The following is a 17,717-nucleotide window of genomic DNA, read 5'->3' as shown; positions in this document are numbered from 1 at the left end:
TATTCTGTAGGTGTATTGGCAGGTGGTAGGTAACTTTTCTCTCTTTTTGGAGCGTTCATGAAGATCTTTCGTTCAACTCTCGTTGCTGTCGTCGCGACTGTAGTCGCTGCGTGCGGTGACAAGGTGAACGTTCAGGCGCCGGTCAACACGACGACGACTGTAACGTCCACCGCGACGGCCACGGCCACGGCTACGCCGAAGGTCAATTCGGTCACGGTGACGCCGGCGACGGCGACGCTGACTGTTGGTCAGACCATCACGCTGACGGCCGCTGTTAGCGCGGACGCCGGCCTCGCCACCACGGTGACGTGGTCGACGAGCGATGCCACGCTCGCCACGGTTTCGACCGCTGGCGTCGTGACGGCTGTGAAGGCGACGCCTGGCGTTTCGATCTGCGCCACGTCGACTGTTGACACGGGCAAGAAGGGTTGCGGCGCGGTTGTCGTGACGGCTGCCTCGGCGACGGTGCCGGCGACGGCTTCGATCGCTGGTGTGTTCCAGACGAACCTCACCACCCCGGTGACTCCGACGAACGTGAGCGGCACGATCTTCGCTCAGGTCAACATCAACCCGGGCACGCAGGTTGTGCAGCGCGTTGTGCTGTTGGTCGGTAGCGTTCGCGCTGACTCGCAGGTCTTCTCGGCGGCTCAGTCGGCCGCGCTTCGTTATGCCGCCGATCTGGCTGGCGTCTCGAAGGATGTGTCCCAGCCGACGGTTGTGCTGACGGCCAACACGGCTGCGTACAATGCCACGACGGGTGTCGCGACGTTCACGAACGCCGCTGGCCAGTCGATCAAGGCTGAGCTTTGGGTGACGGGCGCCACGACGGCTACGTCGACGGCTTCCTATGCCTCATCGATCACGCTGAACAACACGGATGCCGTGTACGGCGCTTGGACGAACCCGTCGACGGTTGTCAACGCTACGGATAACCTCGGTTATCAGTGGCAGGGTCTCGGCGGCGGCGTTTATTCGCTGAAGGTCACGCCGGTTTCGTACAACGGTAAGACGGCTTCGTCGGTTTCCGTGGCTTTCGGCAGCACGGTCAGCGCGACGGTTGGTTACATCAACGCGACGTCCGCGTATTGCCCGGTTACTCCGAGCACCTCGTGCGTGGCGCTTCCGTCTGGCAAGGACACCGCCCTCACGAAGGTTGTGACCGGTTCCGCGCCGTACACGGCCACCTTCGGTCTGTTTGACCATGCGTTTGTGGCTGGCTCGACCACGAACAAGATTGCGGACGGCATTGCGCCGACCGTGACTGTAAACTTCACGGATGGTTCGAGCATCGCTGGCGCCGCTTTCGCGAACGCCACCGCTCTTGCGATCCGCCCGGACAACCAGGGCCCGGCGCAGCCGGCTATGTCGAACCCGGCGTTCAACGCCAGCATCTCGGTGATGCGCGGTGTTGTGTCGTTCGCGTCGCGTCCGACGCTGACCTCGCTCAGCGCGGTTGCTGACTCGGGCAAGCTCATCAATACGGTTCCGCTTGACATCGGCGTCTCGTCTGGCGCTACGTTGACCGTTCCGAACGGCATGACGTTCAAGGCCTTCCGTAACGCTGGCGGCACCGCCGTCTCCGCCACGGATACCCTGCTCGCCACGACGGAAATCGCGGCTGGCACGAGCCTCTCGACGCTTGCCGAAACGGGCTCGTACTGCTTGCAGCTCCGCGCGTATGACGCGCTGGGCAACGTCTCGGTGAACAACCAGGACAGCTTCGTGAACGCCGCTGGTACGATCGTCGCCAAGGGTTGCACGACGGCGACGGGCCAGCAGGTTGCCTCGATCGACAACACGGCGCCGGTCTTCACGTGGCAGTCGACGAACTTCACGCAGACTGATACGGCCGTCGCTAGCGTTGCTCAGGACGCCGACCTCAAGTGGACGCTGACGGAAGCAAACAGCAGCGGCACGATCTCGGTGAAGGTCTGCTACTACTCGACGTCTGGTAACGCGGTTGTCCCGGCGAACTACAACTCGCTGGCCACCACCACGACCACGGCTTGCGACACGTACGTCCCGTACGCCACATACTCCGGCGTCGCCAACGGCATCTCGACGGCCGCTGTGAAGTGGGCCCAGGCTGCGATCACGGCCAACGGCGTGTACAAGATTGATGTCAAGACGACGGACGCTGCTGGCTTTGCGTCGGCGGTTCTGACGAAGTACGTGTTGGTTGACAACGTTGCGCCTACGGTCAGCACGCCGACGTCGGTTAGCACGACGCTTGGTGCAACTCAGGCTCCGGCTGGTTACATCTCCGATCTCGTTGACGTGCGAGCCAATGCGCTCACGATGACGGGCGTCGGATACACTTCGGGCGCCGGTTTCCTCACGTTGCCTGTGACGCAGTCCACGTCTACCCGCATTGCGGCTGTTCTTGAAGAAGCCCCGACGGTACTCAACACGTCGATCGGCGTGCCGGTTGCCTCGCGGTTCTTCAACGTTGCGGTGTCTGGCTCAACGGCCAACGAGTATCTCTATCCGTTGGCGGCGAATGGCGACACGCTCGCGCTGAATAACGTCCACAGCACGACGTCGGGTAACTCCGGCGACGACGGCCTTGGGCTGATCAACGGTTTCCGCACGAAGTTCGCATTCCGCGGTTACGATCAGGTTGGTAACAATGCGCTTAGCTCGTACGCAGCCAGCACGATCATTGACTCGGTTTCCACGTTCGGCACGGCCTCGCGCTTCGCGTTGGTCGGCAACGGCCTCATCAATGCCTCGGACGTTACGACGGCTGATGCTGGCACGACTGGCGCGCTTGCCAGCTCGGTGGTCAAGGTTGCGACAACGGATGCGGCTGCTACCGCCAACGCCGGCTACACCCGGACGAAGGCGCTCCGCGTCGACATCAAGATGTTCCGCTATCAGGACAAGACCGGACACATGGTTCGCGCCTTGGCCTACAAGCAGGCGAATAACTATTGCGGAACCAACGCTTCCACTGGCGTGACGTACGTGATTGCGGCCGACGGCACGACGGAATCGGTCATGGCTGCTGGTAGCCAGATCACGAGCACCCGCGTCCCGGCTTCGAACGTTGCTCCGACGGTGATGGTTTACGCTCCGCTGGTCGGTGGCGCCTCGTGGGGCTACGTGGGCACGATGTCCAACTCGAACACTGTTGGCAACGCAAACACGAGCGGCTTCTGCGACGACACGGATACGCGCACCTACACGATGACTTGGTCGGTGTCGGCGCGTACTCCGGCGACCAACTGGTCCAACGGTCAGCTCCTGTTCGTGATTCAGGGCGCGTCGGGTCAGGCTGCTGTGAAGGCCGGACCGTTTGTCGACCTCAAGTAGTATTTCGCTGGATCTTGTAACAGCTGGGTGAGGTATTCTTGGGGGAGGGACTGGGCAAATGCCCGGTCCCTCCCCCAAGTACATCACCATGACCTCACTAAAAACGCCAGAAAATGAAGAGAACGTTTATGAAAACGAAGAAATGGGTTGTTGCAGCCGTGCTATCGGCCGGAGTGGTTAGTGCTTGCAAGACTGCGCCGCCGGCACCGAGTGAAGACACACGCAAGATGGGTTACGACCTGCTCTCCGAGACCGGTCACGTAGGTGCGGGAGTGGTTCTGCTCTCGCTGGTAGACGACTCGGTGTACCTGAAGCTCGACAGCGTCGAGGTAAGCGGACTGGACCGTGCCATCAAGACTTGGTCCGAGGTAGGGAAGGGAGCCCGCATAACTTCCATCCGACACAAGATCGTCGGCTCAACGTTGGAGAAAGCGATGCTCACGGATACGGGAATCGTACAGTTCACGTTGCTCAATAAGGACGAAAAGACGCAGCGTGACACGGTACTCGCATTCAAGGCAATCTGGAACCTGAAGAAGGTTGGCTGGCGCCTTGGATTGGAACAGATGATGGCGCTTCCAGTCCCGCCTGCCGCCAAGAAGCCATAAGTGTCAGACTTCCCTTCCCCTGTCATACGCGGCACGAGCACGGCCGATTGGGTGCTCGTATCCACTGTGATATGGGTTGCGGTTGCGTTTCTCCCGTTTATGTCGCCGTGGCCGAGCGTTCCCCCTAAGCAGCTGGGTACCATCATTGGGGCTGTCGCTCTCCTGTGCGTGCAGTGGAACCACCTGGGCCCACGTGCATGGGATCCGCTGCGCCGTGCCCCTGTCCTTGTGAAGTCTGCCTATGCATTCGCTGGAGCCTTTCTCCTCTGGCAGGCGTTGCTAATCCTTTCAGGGCCACAGGCGGACCGTTACGAGGCGCTGTGGGGCAATAGCAGCCGTGGCAATGGCCTGTTCAGTAGAGCTGCCATCATTGGGATGGGGTTGTCTTGCGCCCTCTTCCCACCACTTCAGAGCGGTAGATCGTTTATGCGAGCGGTGCGGTTCTCCGCCCTGCTCGTCGGCGTCTACGCAACGATGCAGGCATTTGGCATAGATATGGTGAGTTGGGATGTTGATACTCGCTACGTAGCTACATTCGGAAACGTGAATCAGGCTAGTTCATTCTTTGCGCTTGCTGCCAGTATGATGGCCACGCAGGTGGTGGACGTGGATCGGTGGAAGAACCGGAACTGGGCCTTCTGGGTGGATGCTGGATTAGCGGTCATAATGATCGCCTTGTGCCTTCGCACCGCGAACCACACGAGCCGGCAGGGGGAGTTTCTACTCGCATGCGTTGTGCTGATCGCGGGGCTGAGCTTTGGCTACTCGCGGTGGCGCCAGGGAGCGCTGGCGCAGTGGCAGGAGAGCCTCGGTTTGGCGGCCATGGTATTGGGAGCTCTGGGAGCCTCAGTGTGGTTTGTGTTGGTTGACCACGGTGCAAGCGATCGAGTCGCCATGTGGAGCACGGCGGTCAAGATGGCGATCGCCAATCCTCTGCACGGGGTGGGGGTGTCGCAAGTGCCATACCACTGGCAGGCATATCAGACGGCTCGCGATGCAATGGGCGATGTTTTCCGACTCGTCGATGAGGTGCATAGTGGTCCATTGCAGCAGGCTGCTGAAAGTGGTTTGGTAGGCTTTCTTCTGTACGTCGGTGCATTCGCGGCGATTCTTCCACTGGCTTTCGTGGCGCTCGCCCGAGGACGGGCAGCTGAGCGCGCCGCTGCGGCGGGCTGGTTTGTATATGCTTTACAGGATAATTTCTCGCCGTATTCTGCGGCGGTAAGCCTATGGGGCTGGATTTGCGCCGGCATACTGCTAGCTGGTGCGCTAGAGCGTGGCGTGGAGCGAAGTTCCAGCCCTGGGACAGGTGTTGCCCCCTTTGACGTTTCGCGGGCTGGCCGAGGCCACTGGAGCGGCGTTCTTCTCATCATGGCAGTCGCCACGTGGGTGATTATGCCTCGTATTGTGACTGAGGTGCAGTTCACTCGCCTGTGGAACACGGCCAGTGAGTTAGATGCTACGGCGGCGGCAGTTCGGTATCGTGTCGCAACAAGGGTGGCTCTCGCCAAACTTGAACCTCTCGCTGATCGTCGGCCGAACGACTACGAGTGGCTTGAGCGGATTGCGTATGCGTCTGCGACCAACGGAGATGTGGAACGATCGGCGCGTGTGTTGCAGGCTGGCCTACGCCGCAAGCCGAGAGCAATGCGACTGAGGGACCTGTACGCACAAGTTGAGTTGACGCATGGGAGCGCCCAAACCGCTATGGCGCAGTACGATACGCTGGCCGAGCAATTCCCTAGATCCCTTGCCCTCGGCCTGCTGCGTCAGATTACAGCGGAGTGGGTACGAGATTCGGTCCGGTTACGCTCGGCCGGCTCGCACGTTGATTCGCTCGGAGTGATGTACGGAGTTTCCGTGGATTCCATGCACCTGCTTCACGACCGGCTGGGGCGGGGTGTGGTGGTCATGGGCCGTCGGATGAACTGGAGAAACTAGAGGCTTCCAGGGCTAGGAACGGAATCGAACAGGCTTTCGAGTCGCGCCATTCCGCGGCTAATCCCGCTGAGCGTGCGTGCCATGGACCTCCAGTCCTCGGAAACAGGAATGCTTCCGGTAATACGTAGCTCTCCCACCCATTGCCTGAGTGCTGTGGCTGCTTCGTCAGCGGTAACGGCGAGTACCGAGCGACCGGTGGAGCGCAATAGCGCGGACACGTTGGATTCTGGATGGCCGCCGAGGGCGAGAATTGGGCGACCGCACCCGACGTATTCATGCAACTTTAACGAACTGCTCCAATCCGTGCGAGCGTCCTCCCATTGCAGGAAGAGGACGGCGTGAGCATTCGCCTGTGCTTTTCTCGCTTCTCGTCGGCCGACGGAGGACTCTTGGCTGACGAGGGAGGCTATGCCGAGTTCGCTGACCATCAGCGATGTTTCGGAATCAAACGGTCCTATCCATCGGAACCGAAACGACGATGGGTCGATGAAGCGCTCCGCCTGTAACGATGCGATCGCTTCGAGCAGAGGGCGAATGGACTGCTGCTTCGGGTAGCGCACACCAGTATACAGCAGCTCGAATTTGCGCGACAAGGCGGGTGCTGTTGATTCCTCTGTTTCGTAATCGACAAATCCATTGGGAACGCAAAATCCCGGCTTGCCGTGAAGGCGGGCGAGCTGCTCCGCCCATTTCTCGGTTGGGCTGGTGAGTGCGTCGGCGCAGCGCAGTATCCGATGCTCCCAACGGCGATCAATCCACTGCCGCCACGCGGGCGTTTGATTGCTATGATTGTCGGCCCAGAGATCGCGAAAATCGGCCACCCACCGAAGTGAGGGGTGGCGGTCTTTAAGAATGGCAGCCACTAAGTGTGAGGTTGGATACGGGGAAGAGCTGACCATACCGTCGAAGTGCTGTTCCGTCAGCAAAGCCTCGGCGGCACGCACTGCGGCTCGCTTCCACGGCGCTTGGAGATCTGGCCAGCCAATGATGGCGATGAGCGTCTGGAACGCTCGCTCGAAGGCGGTACGGGAGCCGGATGCAGGGAGCTGCGCCTTGATTTGTTCCGTCAGACTACGATTCCGCCGAAGACCAAGTAGCCAGAGTAACCGGCGGATTGGCTCCAACACGTCCGAGGCCGGCCCGCATTCGACGATCCTCGCGCGCTCGGTGAAGATGCGAGGGAATCCTAATGCTTCGTTTGCGTCTGGGCCGAGGGGGGCCGTTACCACGACGACCTCCCAACCACGTAGCATAAGTCCTCCCAGCAACGCGGGCCAGCGTGGCGATGCGTGGCGCAGGTCCGCAATGACAAGGAGGCGCCGCCGACCGATGCCGGGTGTCGCGCGAGTACTGGACCCCGTGGTGGCGTTTACCATGTGATGGTGAAGACCGTGCCGTACTCGGCCCACTGGCCGTGATCTACGCGCGACTTGTGCTGGGTCACGGTGGCCCCAGGAATGGCACGCAGTATGAGGACGGGGATGTTGTGTACCCAGTTCCCGCCGATCACGGCGCTCTCAGCTAGGGACATATCTGCAAACGTGTGCACGATGATCGCTTTGCGCGCGACGCGACGCATCTCGCGGAGCGCGGCAGTTGCCACGCTCTGAGGAAGGTACATAAAGACCGCGTCCGACAGTGCGATGTCGACACATGAAGACGGCATCGGTAAATGATTAGCCGGCGCCACGCGAAATTCTCCGGTAGCTCCTCCCTGACGACGCACCCGCTGTTCTGCAATTCCGAGGGCTAAAGGGTTCACGTCGACTGCCCACAGCCGCATCTGCTGGCTGTGCGAAGCGAAGAGGGCGAGATTGCCACCGTCTCCACAGCCAACTTCGATCAAGCTAGTGGCCGAGAGCGGTGAGATCAGCGACCAAAGCTGGTGCCGATGGGGCGCTACAGCATCATCAAGTGGAGGCGCTTCGCGATAGGAACCGTCGAGGAAATGCCGGTATCGCCACCACCATTTGATAGCCCCACTGCGAAACGCGAAAGTCCGGAGAATCTGGCGACCGGGGAGTCGTCGAAAGGCAATCCGCAGGAGGTGCCTAGCGGTCATGCGGAGCCCCCGAAACCGATCGGTACAGCGACTCCACCTTGCCCATTTCGGTTCGGTAGTCGTTGCGGTCGAGCACCGTGCGCATCCCCCTTTCCGCCCATCCTCGGCGTTTGGCGGGGCTCTGGGAGGCCTCCGCGAGGGCCTTGGCGAGCGCCGCGGCGTCCCCGACCTGGAATAAGCGGCCGTTCACACCGTCTGTGATCCATATGGCATTCTCGCCGGAGTCTGAGACGATTACCGGTAGCCCGGCCGCCATTGCCTCCGCCGTGCTAGCGGCAATCCCGGCATCGGACGTAGAGGTCGACACATAAACCTCGGCCGCTTCCAAGATTCCAGGTAGCGTTTCGTGGGAGTAACGGCCACCAAAACTGACGCAGTGTTCAAGGCCTCGCTCCCGAACCAACGCTTCGAGCTCGGCTCGTAGCGACCCGCCTCCGTAAATGGACACGGCGACGGGCAGTTTTTCGGAGTCGAGAATCGCGGCTGCGTGAATCAATGTGGCGACATCGTAAACTGGTTCCAGATTACGGAGACTGAGTACTCGTAGCGGTGTCGCGTCGGCGAGTCGCTCAGTCGGTTCAACCGGCCCTGCCTTTTCGAAGCGCGTCGCCGCAAGTGGAGTGAACCGCTCGGACTCGATTCCGAAGTTGATAAAGCGTATGCGCTTTGCGTCAACTCCGAACTCTACGAGTCGCGGTCCCATATGCTGCGCATCGCAGGTGTATATCGATGAACGGTGCAGGGTGCGTCGTACAATCGCGCGGCGCCACCAGCTGTTCGCATCAAGAATGATGTCAGAGCCCCAAGGTGTCGCAACCATCGGGATTCCATTCGGTACGCCGAAGGCGAGAAGGGCGTAGGTGCCAAGCGAATGCACGTGTACGACCTCCGGATTTGCCGCTCGAATAATCCGGCGAACATTCAACAGCCAGCGCGGCCATCGCGTGACCTTCGCGTCCTGCGGGAGGACGTGCAGCGTTACGTTCGCGGGAATGGCGACCTCAGCTGGATGCGCAGAGATCCACGTGACCTCGTGACCGGCCCCCGCAAACCACCGAATCCAGCGTGCGCTGTGGACCGAGTTGGCGGGGGCGAGAAACAGAAGTCGCATACGTGTCTTCAGCGCCCGCAAAGGGTGCGGGCCTCACGCACAATGTCCGCGGCCGTAAAGTAAAACGCCTGCTCAAGCGGCTTGCTGGTCGGCGCCGGCGCATCGGGGTGTGTAATGCGCGCGCAGTGCACGCCGGCACGAAGCTCGGGCCGTTCAGCCACGCCAGCAATGATCTCAGCCGCGAGGCCGCACGACCGCCAGTCGCCATCTACTACCAACATGCGTCCGGTTTTGGCCGCAGACTCGTGCACCAGCGCGGGCTTGAGCGGATTCAGCAACCGCAAATCAATCACGTCGGCCTCAATCCCCAGCGCGGCGAGCAACTCGGCGGCCTCGAGGTTGAGCTTGGTGGTGTAGCCACAGCCCACGAGCGTGATGTCCTTGCCCGTGCGACGACGCAGCGGAGCAATGTCGTTGATGCTCACATCCGCAGCTGGCGGCAGTTCCTCCTCCAACTCGTAGCACCAACGGTCGTCCATGTAGAGCACGGGGTCGTCGCAGAGCGTGGCGGCAATGAGCATGTCGCGCGCGTCGCGTGGCGTGGCGGGCATCAGCACGTGAAGCCCTGGGATGTGCGCGAACCAGCTCTGCAAGCTCTGCGAGTGCTGCGCGCCCTGCTCGCCGCCACGATTGATAATGCCGCGAATCACCAGCGGCACACTCACGTCGCCGCCGAACATCGAACGCCACTTGGCGGCTTGCGTCACAATCTGGTCCACCGCAAGCATCATGAAGTCCACACGCGGGTGCACCACAATGGGGCGGTAGCCGCTGAGCGCGGCGCCAATGCCTGCGCCAGTCGTGGCCACTTCACTCACGGGCACATCAATCACCCGCTCCTTGCCGAACTCAATCTCGAGGTTCGTCATGGAGTTGCCCACGTACCACGGGCTCCAAAGGCCCTGACCCATCACAAAGGCCTTTGGGTGCTTGGCGAGCAAATGCGCAAAGCCATCGCGAATGGCAACGCCGTATGAGGTCTTCACGGTGGCGGTCACTTGGCCCACACTCGGTTGAGGAGGGCGTTGGGCTCGGGGAAGGGCTGCGTGAGTGCCTTGGCCCATGAGGTGGACACTTCGTCGCTGATGGCACTTTCCATAGCGGCGAATTCCTTGGGGCTGAGCACGCCCACCGTTGCGAGCGACTCGGCGAGTCGGCGCACGGGGTCGCGTCCCTTCCAATCGCTGAGGTCGTCCTTGCGGGCGACGCCTACGTCTTGGTCGTCGCGGTGGCCCACATGCCCGAGCCAACGGTATGTGACGGCCTCGAGGAAGAAGGGCCCGCCGGTGCCGGCGCGCCAGGCGGCCGCGGCGGCGTTGAGGGCGCTCCACACGGCCACGACGTCATTGCCGTCCACTGTCGCGTGCGGCATGGCGTGCGCCACGGCGTAGCGTGCCACCACATTCTTAGGCTGGCGCAAGCTGATGTGCAGGTGACTCGCGAACATGTTGTTCTCGCACACAAACAACACGGGGAGGTTCATCACCGACGCGAGGTTCATGGACTCGTGAAAGCTCCCCTCTTCCGCTGCGCCGTCGCCGAAAAAGCTGACGCCAACGTCACCTTTTTTGTCCATCTGCGCGGCGAGCCCGGCGCCGACGGCAATCGGAATGCTCGCGCCAACAATGGGCACAGAGCCGTAGAAGCCGACTTCCTTGGCGGCGAGGTGCATGGAGCCACCCATGCCGCGCGACACGCCGGTGTCGCGGCCGAGTACTTCGGCAAAGAGGCCGTCGAGACTGCCGCCCATTGCCAAGAAGTGCGCGTGCGAGCGGTGCGCGCCAAAGGCGCGGTCGGTGCTGCGCAGATGCATCGCCACGCCCACTGCAGCCGCTTCCTGCCCAATGGCGAGGTGGCAGGGGCACTTGATCACCCCAGTCGCCACATTCTCCGCAATGCGCTCCTCGGCGCGGCGGATGCGCACCATGCGATGCAGCGCCTGCACAAACGGCACCGGATCGGCATCGCCGAACGCAATGGGTTCGTGATGCGCCTTGGCGTCGGCGAGAGAAGTGAGCGACTGGTTCACTTGCCGTAGAACCCGCGAATCACCTGCGAGATGTATGCGACGTCGCTGCGCGTCACGAGCACATTCATGGGGATCATCACGCAACGCGTGAAGAACTTGTCGGTCACCGGCGCGTGAGCCTTGAGGCCGAGCTTGGGGTGCTGGTGAATGGCGCGTCCGCTCCACTGCACCAGCGAGCCAATGCCATTGGCCTTGAGGTGCAGCTGCAACGCGTCGCGCTTGTCGGCTTCCATCTCAAAGTTCTGATACACATCAAAGTGGCGCGGGTCGGCATCGGGCGCCGGCGGCAGCGTCACTTCGGCGAGGGTGCCGAGTTCTTCGTGGTAGGCCTTGGCAATGTCGCGGCGGTAGTCGATGACGTTCTGGTACGTCTTGAGCTGCAAGTGCAGGAAAGCGGCTTGCAGGTTGTCGAGGCGCGTGTTCATTCCCCACGCCGTGATTTCGCCGTCGCGGTCGCGGCCGTGGTCGCGGAGGCCGTGGAGCTTGTCGGGTGGCCACGAGGCCGCCGTCGCCGAGGCAGCCGAGCACTTTGGCCGGGTAGAAGCTGAAGGCGCTCGCAGCGCCGAAGGTGCCGGCGAGTTTGCCTTTGAAGCGGGAGCCGAGCGCCTGCGCGGCGTCTTCGACAATAGTGAGATTGTGCTTTTTGGCGACGGCGCCAATGGCGTCCATGTCGCAGGTGCGGCCGTTCACCTGCACGGGCATGATGAACTTGGTGCGCTTGGTGATGGCCGGTTCAATGGTCGCGGCGTCCATCATGTGATCGGGGCCGATGTCCACTGCGACGGGGACGCCGCCCGCGAAGTGCACGGCGGCTGGCGTTGCGATCATAGTGTGCGCAGGGAGAATGACTTCGTCTCCTGGTTGAATGCCAGCGGCGCGCAGCGCGATGTGGAGGCCGTCGGTGGCATTGCCCACCCCAAACGCGTGTTTGACGCCGAGGTATTCGGCGCAGGCGGTTTCGAAGTCACGCAGATCTTTTTGCATGATGAACGCGCCACGCGAGAGCACATCGTGGAACGTGCTGGTGAGTTCCTGCTCAATGGCGGCGAAGGTGCCGCGGTAGTTGAAGAACGGGATTTCGCGAGTGGCGGTCATGGGAGTGCGTAGAGTGAAGGCGTGGCGTCTGCGACGGTGTGGCGGAGCGTGGTGCGAGCTAGAAACGCTTTTTAAGGCGGGGCGTGCTTTGCAGTTCGCGCGGATAGAAATCGCGGTTCACGAGCACCCACACCGTGCTGAACAAAATCTTGATGTCGCCCCCGAAGGTGCGGTGGCGCACATAGCGGAGCTGGAGCTGTAATTTGGTGGGCTGGATGAGCTGTTCATAGGCGAGATCGGCATCGGGATACCCTGCCAACACCGCCCCTTCGTCGTTGTTCCAAATGCTGGCCCAGTCGGTGATGCCGGGGCGCGCGGTGAGGATCTCGCGGAACTCGCCCGTGTAATTCTCGGTGTATTTGAGCACTTCGGGCCGGGGGCCGACGAGGCTCATGTCGCCGAGGAACACATTGATGAGCTGGGCGAACTCGTCGAACTTGAAGCGGCGAATAAAGTGGCCGCTGGGGGTGACGCGGGCGTCGTCGGAGCCGCTCGAGCTCTGGCCGGTTTTGTCGGCGTTCTGGACCATCGAGCGGAACTTGAAGATGCGGAAGGAGCCGCCGCCGCGGGCGCCGCGGACGCCGCGGTAGAAGACGGGGCCTGGGGAGTCGCGCTTTATCCAGAGGGCGAGGAGCAGGAACAGTGGGGAGAGGACGATGAGGCCGAGGGCGGCCGCGGCCAGGTCAAAAGTCCGCTTCACAGGGTGTCTCTGGGAGTCTGCGGTGATGGTTCGTGTGCCGCCAAGAAGTCCCCCGCAAAGTTCCCGTAAGTATTGGCAGGAGAGTAACTTGCGTATAAATTAGCACCAGTGCGGTCGGGGGCGCAATCCGATCCGCGCGCTGGGTCTGCCCCATACGATCAACCACCGGATCGAGATGCTCGACACGCACGCATCAGCGCAGCCTCGTGAGACCCGTTCAGCGTTGAGTTACTTGGCGCTGGACGTGCTTTTATTGATCACGACACCGTACTTGGCGTTTGGAGTGAGAGTGGAGTCGCTCACGCTGCCGCCAGACGTGTTTGCGCTCTACTTGAAGTACACGCTGGGTGCTCTCGTTATCCGTTTGGTCGCGAACTGGCGGGGAGGTGCGTACAAGGCGCTCTGGAACTATGCGAGTGCGGTGGATGTGAGCCGTCTGCTCATTGCCGTTTCTGTCGCATCTGCTCTTTGCTTGTTACACGGCGGGTTGCTCGTTCGGTTTATCCCGCCGGGGTTCGGACGGCGACTTCCGTTAGCGATCATTTTCATGGACTGCGCGTTTGCGGTTACTGCGGTGGTGGCGCCTCGGCTTTGGCGTCGCCTTGTGAACGCGGGTGCCGCGAGTCGAGCTGGAGGATCGGGCGGGACGTTGATCGTTGGAGCTGGGCGTCTGGGGCAACTGTTGCTGCAGGATCTCCGGACCGCTAGTACCACGATTGATGTCGCGGGCTTCGTCGATGACGACGCCTCGAAGCACGCACGATCCCTTGGCGGGGTGCCCGTGCTCGGCGGAGTCGATTCGCTGCCAGCTCTTATTGGCGAACACAAGGCCGAGTTGGTGATCATCGCCATTCGCAACCCGAATGGGGCGCTGGTCCGGCGCATTCTGGCGGCGACATCGGCAGCCGGGGTTGTGGCGAAGTTGATGCCTGCTCCGAGTGAGATTGCCGCCGGGACAAAGGTGATGCAGGCGTTGCGGACGGTTGATATCGACGACTTGCTGCGCCGGCCGAGGGTAGAAAGCGACCTAGCGGCCGTACAGGCGTTGGTCGGCGGTAAGACGGTGATGGTAACGGGAGCGGGCGGATCGATCGGCTCAGAGCTGGCGCGTCAGTGTGCGCGTTGCGAACCGGCGCATTTGGTGCTGGTGGATCACAACGAAGATGGGATGTACCAGGTGCAGCGCCGGCTCCTAGCGAGCTATCCATCGCTTCATGTGGTGCCGATCGTCGCAGATGTACGCGACGCTAAGCTCCTGCGCGCGCAGCTTGCTGGCCTCATCCCAGACGTCGTTTATCACGCGGCTGCGTACAAGCATGTTCCTCTGATGGAACAGAATCCGGTTGCCGCCCTTGTGAACAATGTCGGCGGGACCCTAGCGCTCCTCACGCTGTGCGAATCGCTCGGCGTGCCGCGCGTTGTGATCATTTCGAGCGACAAGGCGGTTCACCCGTCGAGCGTCATGGGGGCGACCAAGCGCCTCACCGAACTGCTGATGTGGCAGCGCGCAGGAAAGTCTCGCACGGTCTACTCGGCCGTGCGGTTCGGCAATGTACTGGGCTCTCGCGGGTCCGTGGTGCCTTTGTTTCTCGAACAGATTCAGACGCAGCGCCGCATTACCGTGACGCATCCCGAGATGACGCGGTTCTTCATGGCAACTTCTGAGGCCGTGGAACTGGTGTTGCAAGCGTCTGTGTTGAGTCGAGGGGGAGAGCTCTTTGTGCTCAACATGGGAAACCCGATCAAGATCGTGGACCTCGCACGAGATCTCGTTCGCTTAAGCGGAATGACTCCTGATGATGATGTGCAGATTGTTTTTACTGGAACGCGTCCTGGCGAGAAACTGCATGAGGCTCTCATTGCAGAGACCGAAGCACTTGAGGCGACGGCGCACTCCAGTATCAATGTCGTCCGTCTCACCGACGCCGCACTCGGAGATGCCGCGGCATTAGCGCAGCTCGAATCGCTCTTGTCCGACGGAGAATCTGACGAGCGGCTCGTGAAACTCTTGCACCGCGTCATCCCAGAACTCGGGCCGGTGCCGCAGTCGACGGCGTCGTGACGCCGGTCTTCGATCGCGTTTGCGGATTCCGGGCGTGATGCGCCAGCTACTCCAAACGATGAGCCGGCGCCCGGAAATCGTCGTGCTGACTGTGCTGGCGCTACTGACTCGGCTCTGGTCCGTCACCTATCCGGCGGTCGTGGTGTGGGATGAACACCACTACACGTACTTCATGGGTGCATACCTGAATGGCACGTATATCGTGGACGTGCATCCGCCGCTCGGTCGATTGATGCTCGCTGCGACGGCCAAGCTCTTTGGGTACAATGGCACCGCGCTCTGGGAGCGTACGGCGGCGCCGCTCGTGCGTATCGTGCCCGCGATTCTGGGCGCTTTGATTGTGCCGGTGGTCTACGCACTGGCGCGCGCGCTGGGTGGAAGCCGCCCCGTGGCCGCGCTGGTTGCGGCCGCATTGCTGCTCGACCATGCACTGCTGGTGCAATCGCGCTTCGCTCTTACCGATAGCGCCCTATTGCTGGCGGTTTTTACGGCGGTACTTTGCGACTTACAGAGTGATACGGCTGAGTCTGCCCGTGCTCGGTGGTTCTGGCTACTGGGAGCGGCGCTGGGGGCGGGAATCGCCGTCAGCATCAAATGGACTGGCCTTTCTGCGCTCGGGCTGATTGGAGTGCGGCGCTTGGTTGCACTCGTCATGCGCGAACGGACCATCTGGTCGGTGGTACGCGACGGCGTCGGATTCGCGGGGGTCGCTACGCTTGTCTACTGCGGGTCGTTTTGGCTGCACTTCGCGATCTTGACCGACTCGGGGCCGGGTGACGGCTGGATGAGCGAACCGTTCACGAAGACCCTTGAGGGGAGTGTGAATCATGTTCACGGTGCGCGTCTCTCGTTCTGGCGCTCACTTCAAGACATCCACCACGCAATGTCAGACATGAACGTCGCGATCGGAAAACAGGAAAGCGTTCCGGCCTCTCCGTGGTACACGTGGCCGATTGCCAAGCATTCGATTGTGATGTGGGCCCCTGATGGATTAGTCGCGCCGCGCCAGCGTTGGATTCTGATGTTCGGGAATCCCGTCGTTTGGTTTGGCGCGGTACTCGGTATGGCAGCGGCGATGATTGCCGTCTTGCGTCGCAAGCGTGAGCTGCAGGGGAGTCGACGGGCGCTCGCGTTGCTTCTTGCAGGGTACGTCATAGCCTTTGCGCCTTTCGCGCTGATCCATCGGCCGATGTACCTCTACCACTACCTGACGCCGCTGACTTTCAGTCTCTTAATTGCGGGTATCGGCGCGGGGCCTCTGGTGGGATGGTGTGCCTCGGAACCCGGCGCGTGGGGGTTTCGTTCTCCTAGGAGTCGGTTCGGCTACTGGGGTACCGTGGGACTAATGGCGGTGGTGTTTGTTTACCTGGCGCCGATGGCGTACGGGCGCGAGCTGAGCTCGGCCGCAGTCACGCACCGTTTATGGATTATTGAACGACAACCCTAAGGTGATTTACTTCGCCGCCGAGTTTCGGAGCGTCGCCACCTGCTCGGCGTGGCGGGCAAAGTCCCCGTAGATGATGTCACTCCGCAGGTTCGCGTCAAAGAAGGCGCGCGCCCGTTGGCTCATCGCGACCAGCTCCTCGGGCGATGAGAGCAGTGATCGAAGTGCGGCCTCCAGTCCTTGCTCATCTCCCGTGCGGTAGTACCGGCCGAGTCCCTCGTGCTCCAGCAGGCGTCGCGCCTCTCCGTCGAGACTACTGACGATCGGCACACCGCCGGAGATGTACGTGAAGAATTTGTTCGGGAGGGCATCCGCGTCGATGTTGCAGGGAATCACACCGACGGTACTGCGCGCCAGTAGCCAGCCGATGTCGCGGTTTGTCATCCATCCTGGCGTAATCACATTTTGAAGCCCGCGGCAGGCTTCCGTGACCTGCGGCATGAACTCGCCGTCTCCGCCGAGGACGAATAGCGCGTCGGTATCCGCCATCCGTCTTGCGACCCGAGCGAGGATCTCTGGGTGATAATAACGGCCAAAGGTTCCGATGAAGGCGACGATCGGACGTTTCGGCAGGTCGGCAATCTCGCGGAGTTTCGGCGCATCGGGTGCGTCGGTGGCCTGTGCTTCCTCGGCTCCGAGGTAGAAGACGCGATCCAGCGGAGTCGGAGCGCGCTTGCCGCGCTGCTGTCCCCACTCGAGTACGGACGGCAACATGGACGTTACAGAGGTGGCATCTTGGACGCTGACCGCGGTCATCCGAGCGTCCTTATATAGTGCGATTTTCCCAAGCCAGCGCACGGCCGACGGCAGGGCGTCGATGATAAGGTCTGGCCACTGATCGCGCAAATCCAAGATCAGGGGGACGCCGTGTTTCGTGGCGTAACGCGACGCTTCGTACGCGAGGTCGTGGGCGGGAAGCGAAGCAATGATGAGGTCTGGCACCGGTTCTTCAAGCGCCAGCTTGGCAAATTTTCGTGCGATCAGGCGGTGGTCGACGAATCGCCGAAGCGACACATTTCGCTGATAGCCGCACCCATGGAGTGCAAAAAGGGACCATTTGTCCCCAACGGCTACGCGCGTGTCTTCGGGGAAATGCCAGGACTTGGAAAAGTGGTCAAAGGCGCTGGTCCACCAGAGCACGGAGTGACCGCGCCCCAGTAGTGCTCGGCTGAGGAGCGAGGTGCGGTTTTCTCGGACGGGCCCTAGGGGAAGGGGCTCTCCGATACACAGCATCCAGATGTTCAGGGCCATGCCTACTCCAGTGGGCAAAAACGAACGGACGTTGCGGAAAGCGACGCGTTATGCTGGAGGGGCACTCCGGCGTCGATTTGTGGTATAGTATTGCAACCG

General features: G+C 61.6%; 14 protein-coding genes. 6 read left to right on the top strand and 8 right to left on the bottom strand.

Translation table 11 applies throughout. The features are described 5' to 3' along the window. Positions 1 to 57 precede the first annotated feature (57 nt). The 3 genes from NTZ43_02630 to NTZ43_02620 all read left to right on the top strand — a co-directional run bounded on the left by NTZ43_02630 (position 58) and on the right by NTZ43_02620 (position 5,864). Positions 58 to 3,315, top strand: coding sequence for a hypothetical protein (locus NTZ43_02630; protein ID MCX5766107.1), 3,258 nt, complete (start codon positions 58 to 60; stop codon positions 3,313 to 3,315). Between the two features lie 128 nt (positions 3,316 to 3,443). Continuing rightward, complete coding sequence (locus NTZ43_02625; protein ID MCX5766106.1) at positions 3,444 to 3,923, top strand: hypothetical protein; 480 nt, start codon at positions 3,444 to 3,446, stop codon at positions 3,921 to 3,923. Between the two features lie 99 nt (positions 3,924 to 4,022). Continuing rightward, the gene (locus NTZ43_02620; protein ID MCX5766105.1) at positions 4,023 to 5,864 is read left to right on the top strand and encodes an O-antigen ligase family protein; all 1,842 of its coding nucleotides are present in this window, start codon (positions 4,023 to 4,025) and stop codon (positions 5,862 to 5,864) included. Here NTZ43_02620 and NTZ43_02615 read toward each other — a convergent pair. From NTZ43_02615 to NTZ43_02590, 6 genes are read right to left on the bottom strand one after another with little or no spacing between them, the layout of a single operon-like run. Next, positions 5,861 to 7,240 (bottom strand): hypothetical protein, encoded by a 1,380-nt coding sequence (locus tag NTZ43_02615; protein MCX5766104.1) that lies wholly within the window; start codon positions 7,238 to 7,240, stop codon positions 5,861 to 5,863. The two genes, NTZ43_02620 and NTZ43_02615, sit on opposite strands and share 4 nt — an antisense overlap. Then, on the bottom strand, positions 7,234 to 7,926 hold the full coding sequence (locus NTZ43_02610; GenBank protein ID MCX5766103.1) for a class I SAM-dependent methyltransferase: 693 nt from the start codon (positions 7,924 to 7,926) through the stop codon (positions 7,234 to 7,236). The genes NTZ43_02615 and NTZ43_02610 overlap by 7 nt, the downstream gene beginning before the upstream one ends. Continuing rightward, the gene (locus NTZ43_02605) at positions 7,916 to 9,037 is read right to left on the bottom strand and encodes a glycosyltransferase (protein MCX5766102.1); all 1,122 of its coding nucleotides are present in this window, start codon (positions 9,035 to 9,037) and stop codon (positions 7,916 to 7,918) included. Before NTZ43_02605 ends, NTZ43_02610 begins: the two co-directional genes overlap by 11 nt. Positions 9,038 to 9,045: 8 nt before the next feature. After that, positions 9,046 to 10,035, bottom strand: a complete 990-nt coding sequence (locus NTZ43_02600) for an alpha-ketoacid dehydrogenase subunit beta (protein MCX5766101.1) — start codon at positions 10,033 to 10,035, stop codon at positions 9,046 to 9,048. Next, positions 10,032 to 11,066, bottom strand: a complete 1,035-nt coding sequence (locus NTZ43_02595) for a thiamine pyrophosphate-dependent dehydrogenase E1 component subunit alpha (GenBank protein MCX5766100.1) — start codon at positions 11,064 to 11,066, stop codon at positions 10,032 to 10,034. Before NTZ43_02595 ends, NTZ43_02600 begins: the two co-directional genes overlap by 4 nt. Beyond that, positions 11,063 to 11,491, bottom strand: coding sequence for a DegT/DnrJ/EryC1/StrS family aminotransferase (locus NTZ43_02590; GenBank protein MCX5766099.1), 429 nt, complete (start codon positions 11,489 to 11,491; stop codon positions 11,063 to 11,065). Before NTZ43_02590 ends, NTZ43_02595 begins: the two co-directional genes overlap by 4 nt. On the opposite strand from NTZ43_02590, the gene NTZ43_02585 reads away from it, so the two are divergent. Beyond that, on the top strand, positions 11,484 to 12,173 hold the full coding sequence (locus NTZ43_02585) for a hypothetical protein (protein ID MCX5766098.1): 690 nt from the start codon (positions 11,484 to 11,486) through the stop codon (positions 12,171 to 12,173). The genes NTZ43_02590 and NTZ43_02585 overlap by 8 nt on opposite strands. A gap of 46 nt (positions 12,174 to 12,219) precedes the next feature. On the opposite strand, the gene NTZ43_02580 is transcribed toward NTZ43_02585, so the two are convergent. Next, positions 12,220 to 12,861 carry a sugar transferase gene (locus NTZ43_02580; GenBank protein ID MCX5766097.1) on the bottom strand — a complete coding sequence of 214 codons (642 nt, stop codon included), beginning with the start codon at positions 12,859 to 12,861 and terminating at the stop codon, positions 12,220 to 12,222. 289 nt (positions 12,862 to 13,150) lie between these two features. Between NTZ43_02580 and NTZ43_02575 the strand changes: the two genes are divergently transcribed. Together NTZ43_02575 and NTZ43_02570 are read left to right on the top strand one after the other, a co-directional pair. Then, the gene (locus NTZ43_02575) at positions 13,151 to 14,923 is read left to right on the top strand and encodes a nucleoside-diphosphate sugar epimerase/dehydratase (protein MCX5766096.1); all 1,773 of its coding nucleotides are present in this window, start codon (positions 13,151 to 13,153) and stop codon (positions 14,921 to 14,923) included. Positions 14,924 to 14,960: 37 nt separating this feature from the next. Next, positions 14,961 to 16,370 carry a phospholipid carrier-dependent glycosyltransferase gene (locus tag NTZ43_02570; protein ID MCX5766095.1) on the top strand — a complete coding sequence of 470 codons (1,410 nt, stop codon included), beginning with the start codon at positions 14,961 to 14,963 and terminating at the stop codon, positions 16,368 to 16,370. A gap of 6 nt (positions 16,371 to 16,376) precedes the next feature. On the opposite strand, the gene NTZ43_02565 is transcribed toward NTZ43_02570, so the two are convergent. Then, on the bottom strand, positions 16,377 to 17,618 hold the full coding sequence (locus NTZ43_02565; protein MCX5766094.1) for a glycosyltransferase: 1,242 nt from the start codon (positions 17,616 to 17,618) through the stop codon (positions 16,377 to 16,379). Positions 17,619 to 17,717: the final 99 nt, after the last annotated feature.

The sequence above is a fragment of the Gemmatimonadota bacterium genome, assembly GCA_026387915.1.
In the GTDB taxonomy this organism is placed as follows: domain Bacteria; phylum Gemmatimonadota; class Gemmatimonadetes; order Gemmatimonadales; family Gemmatimonadaceae; genus Fen-1231.
Note: the sequence above shows the minus strand (reverse complement) of the source record. Positions and strands in the feature narration are given on the sequence as shown.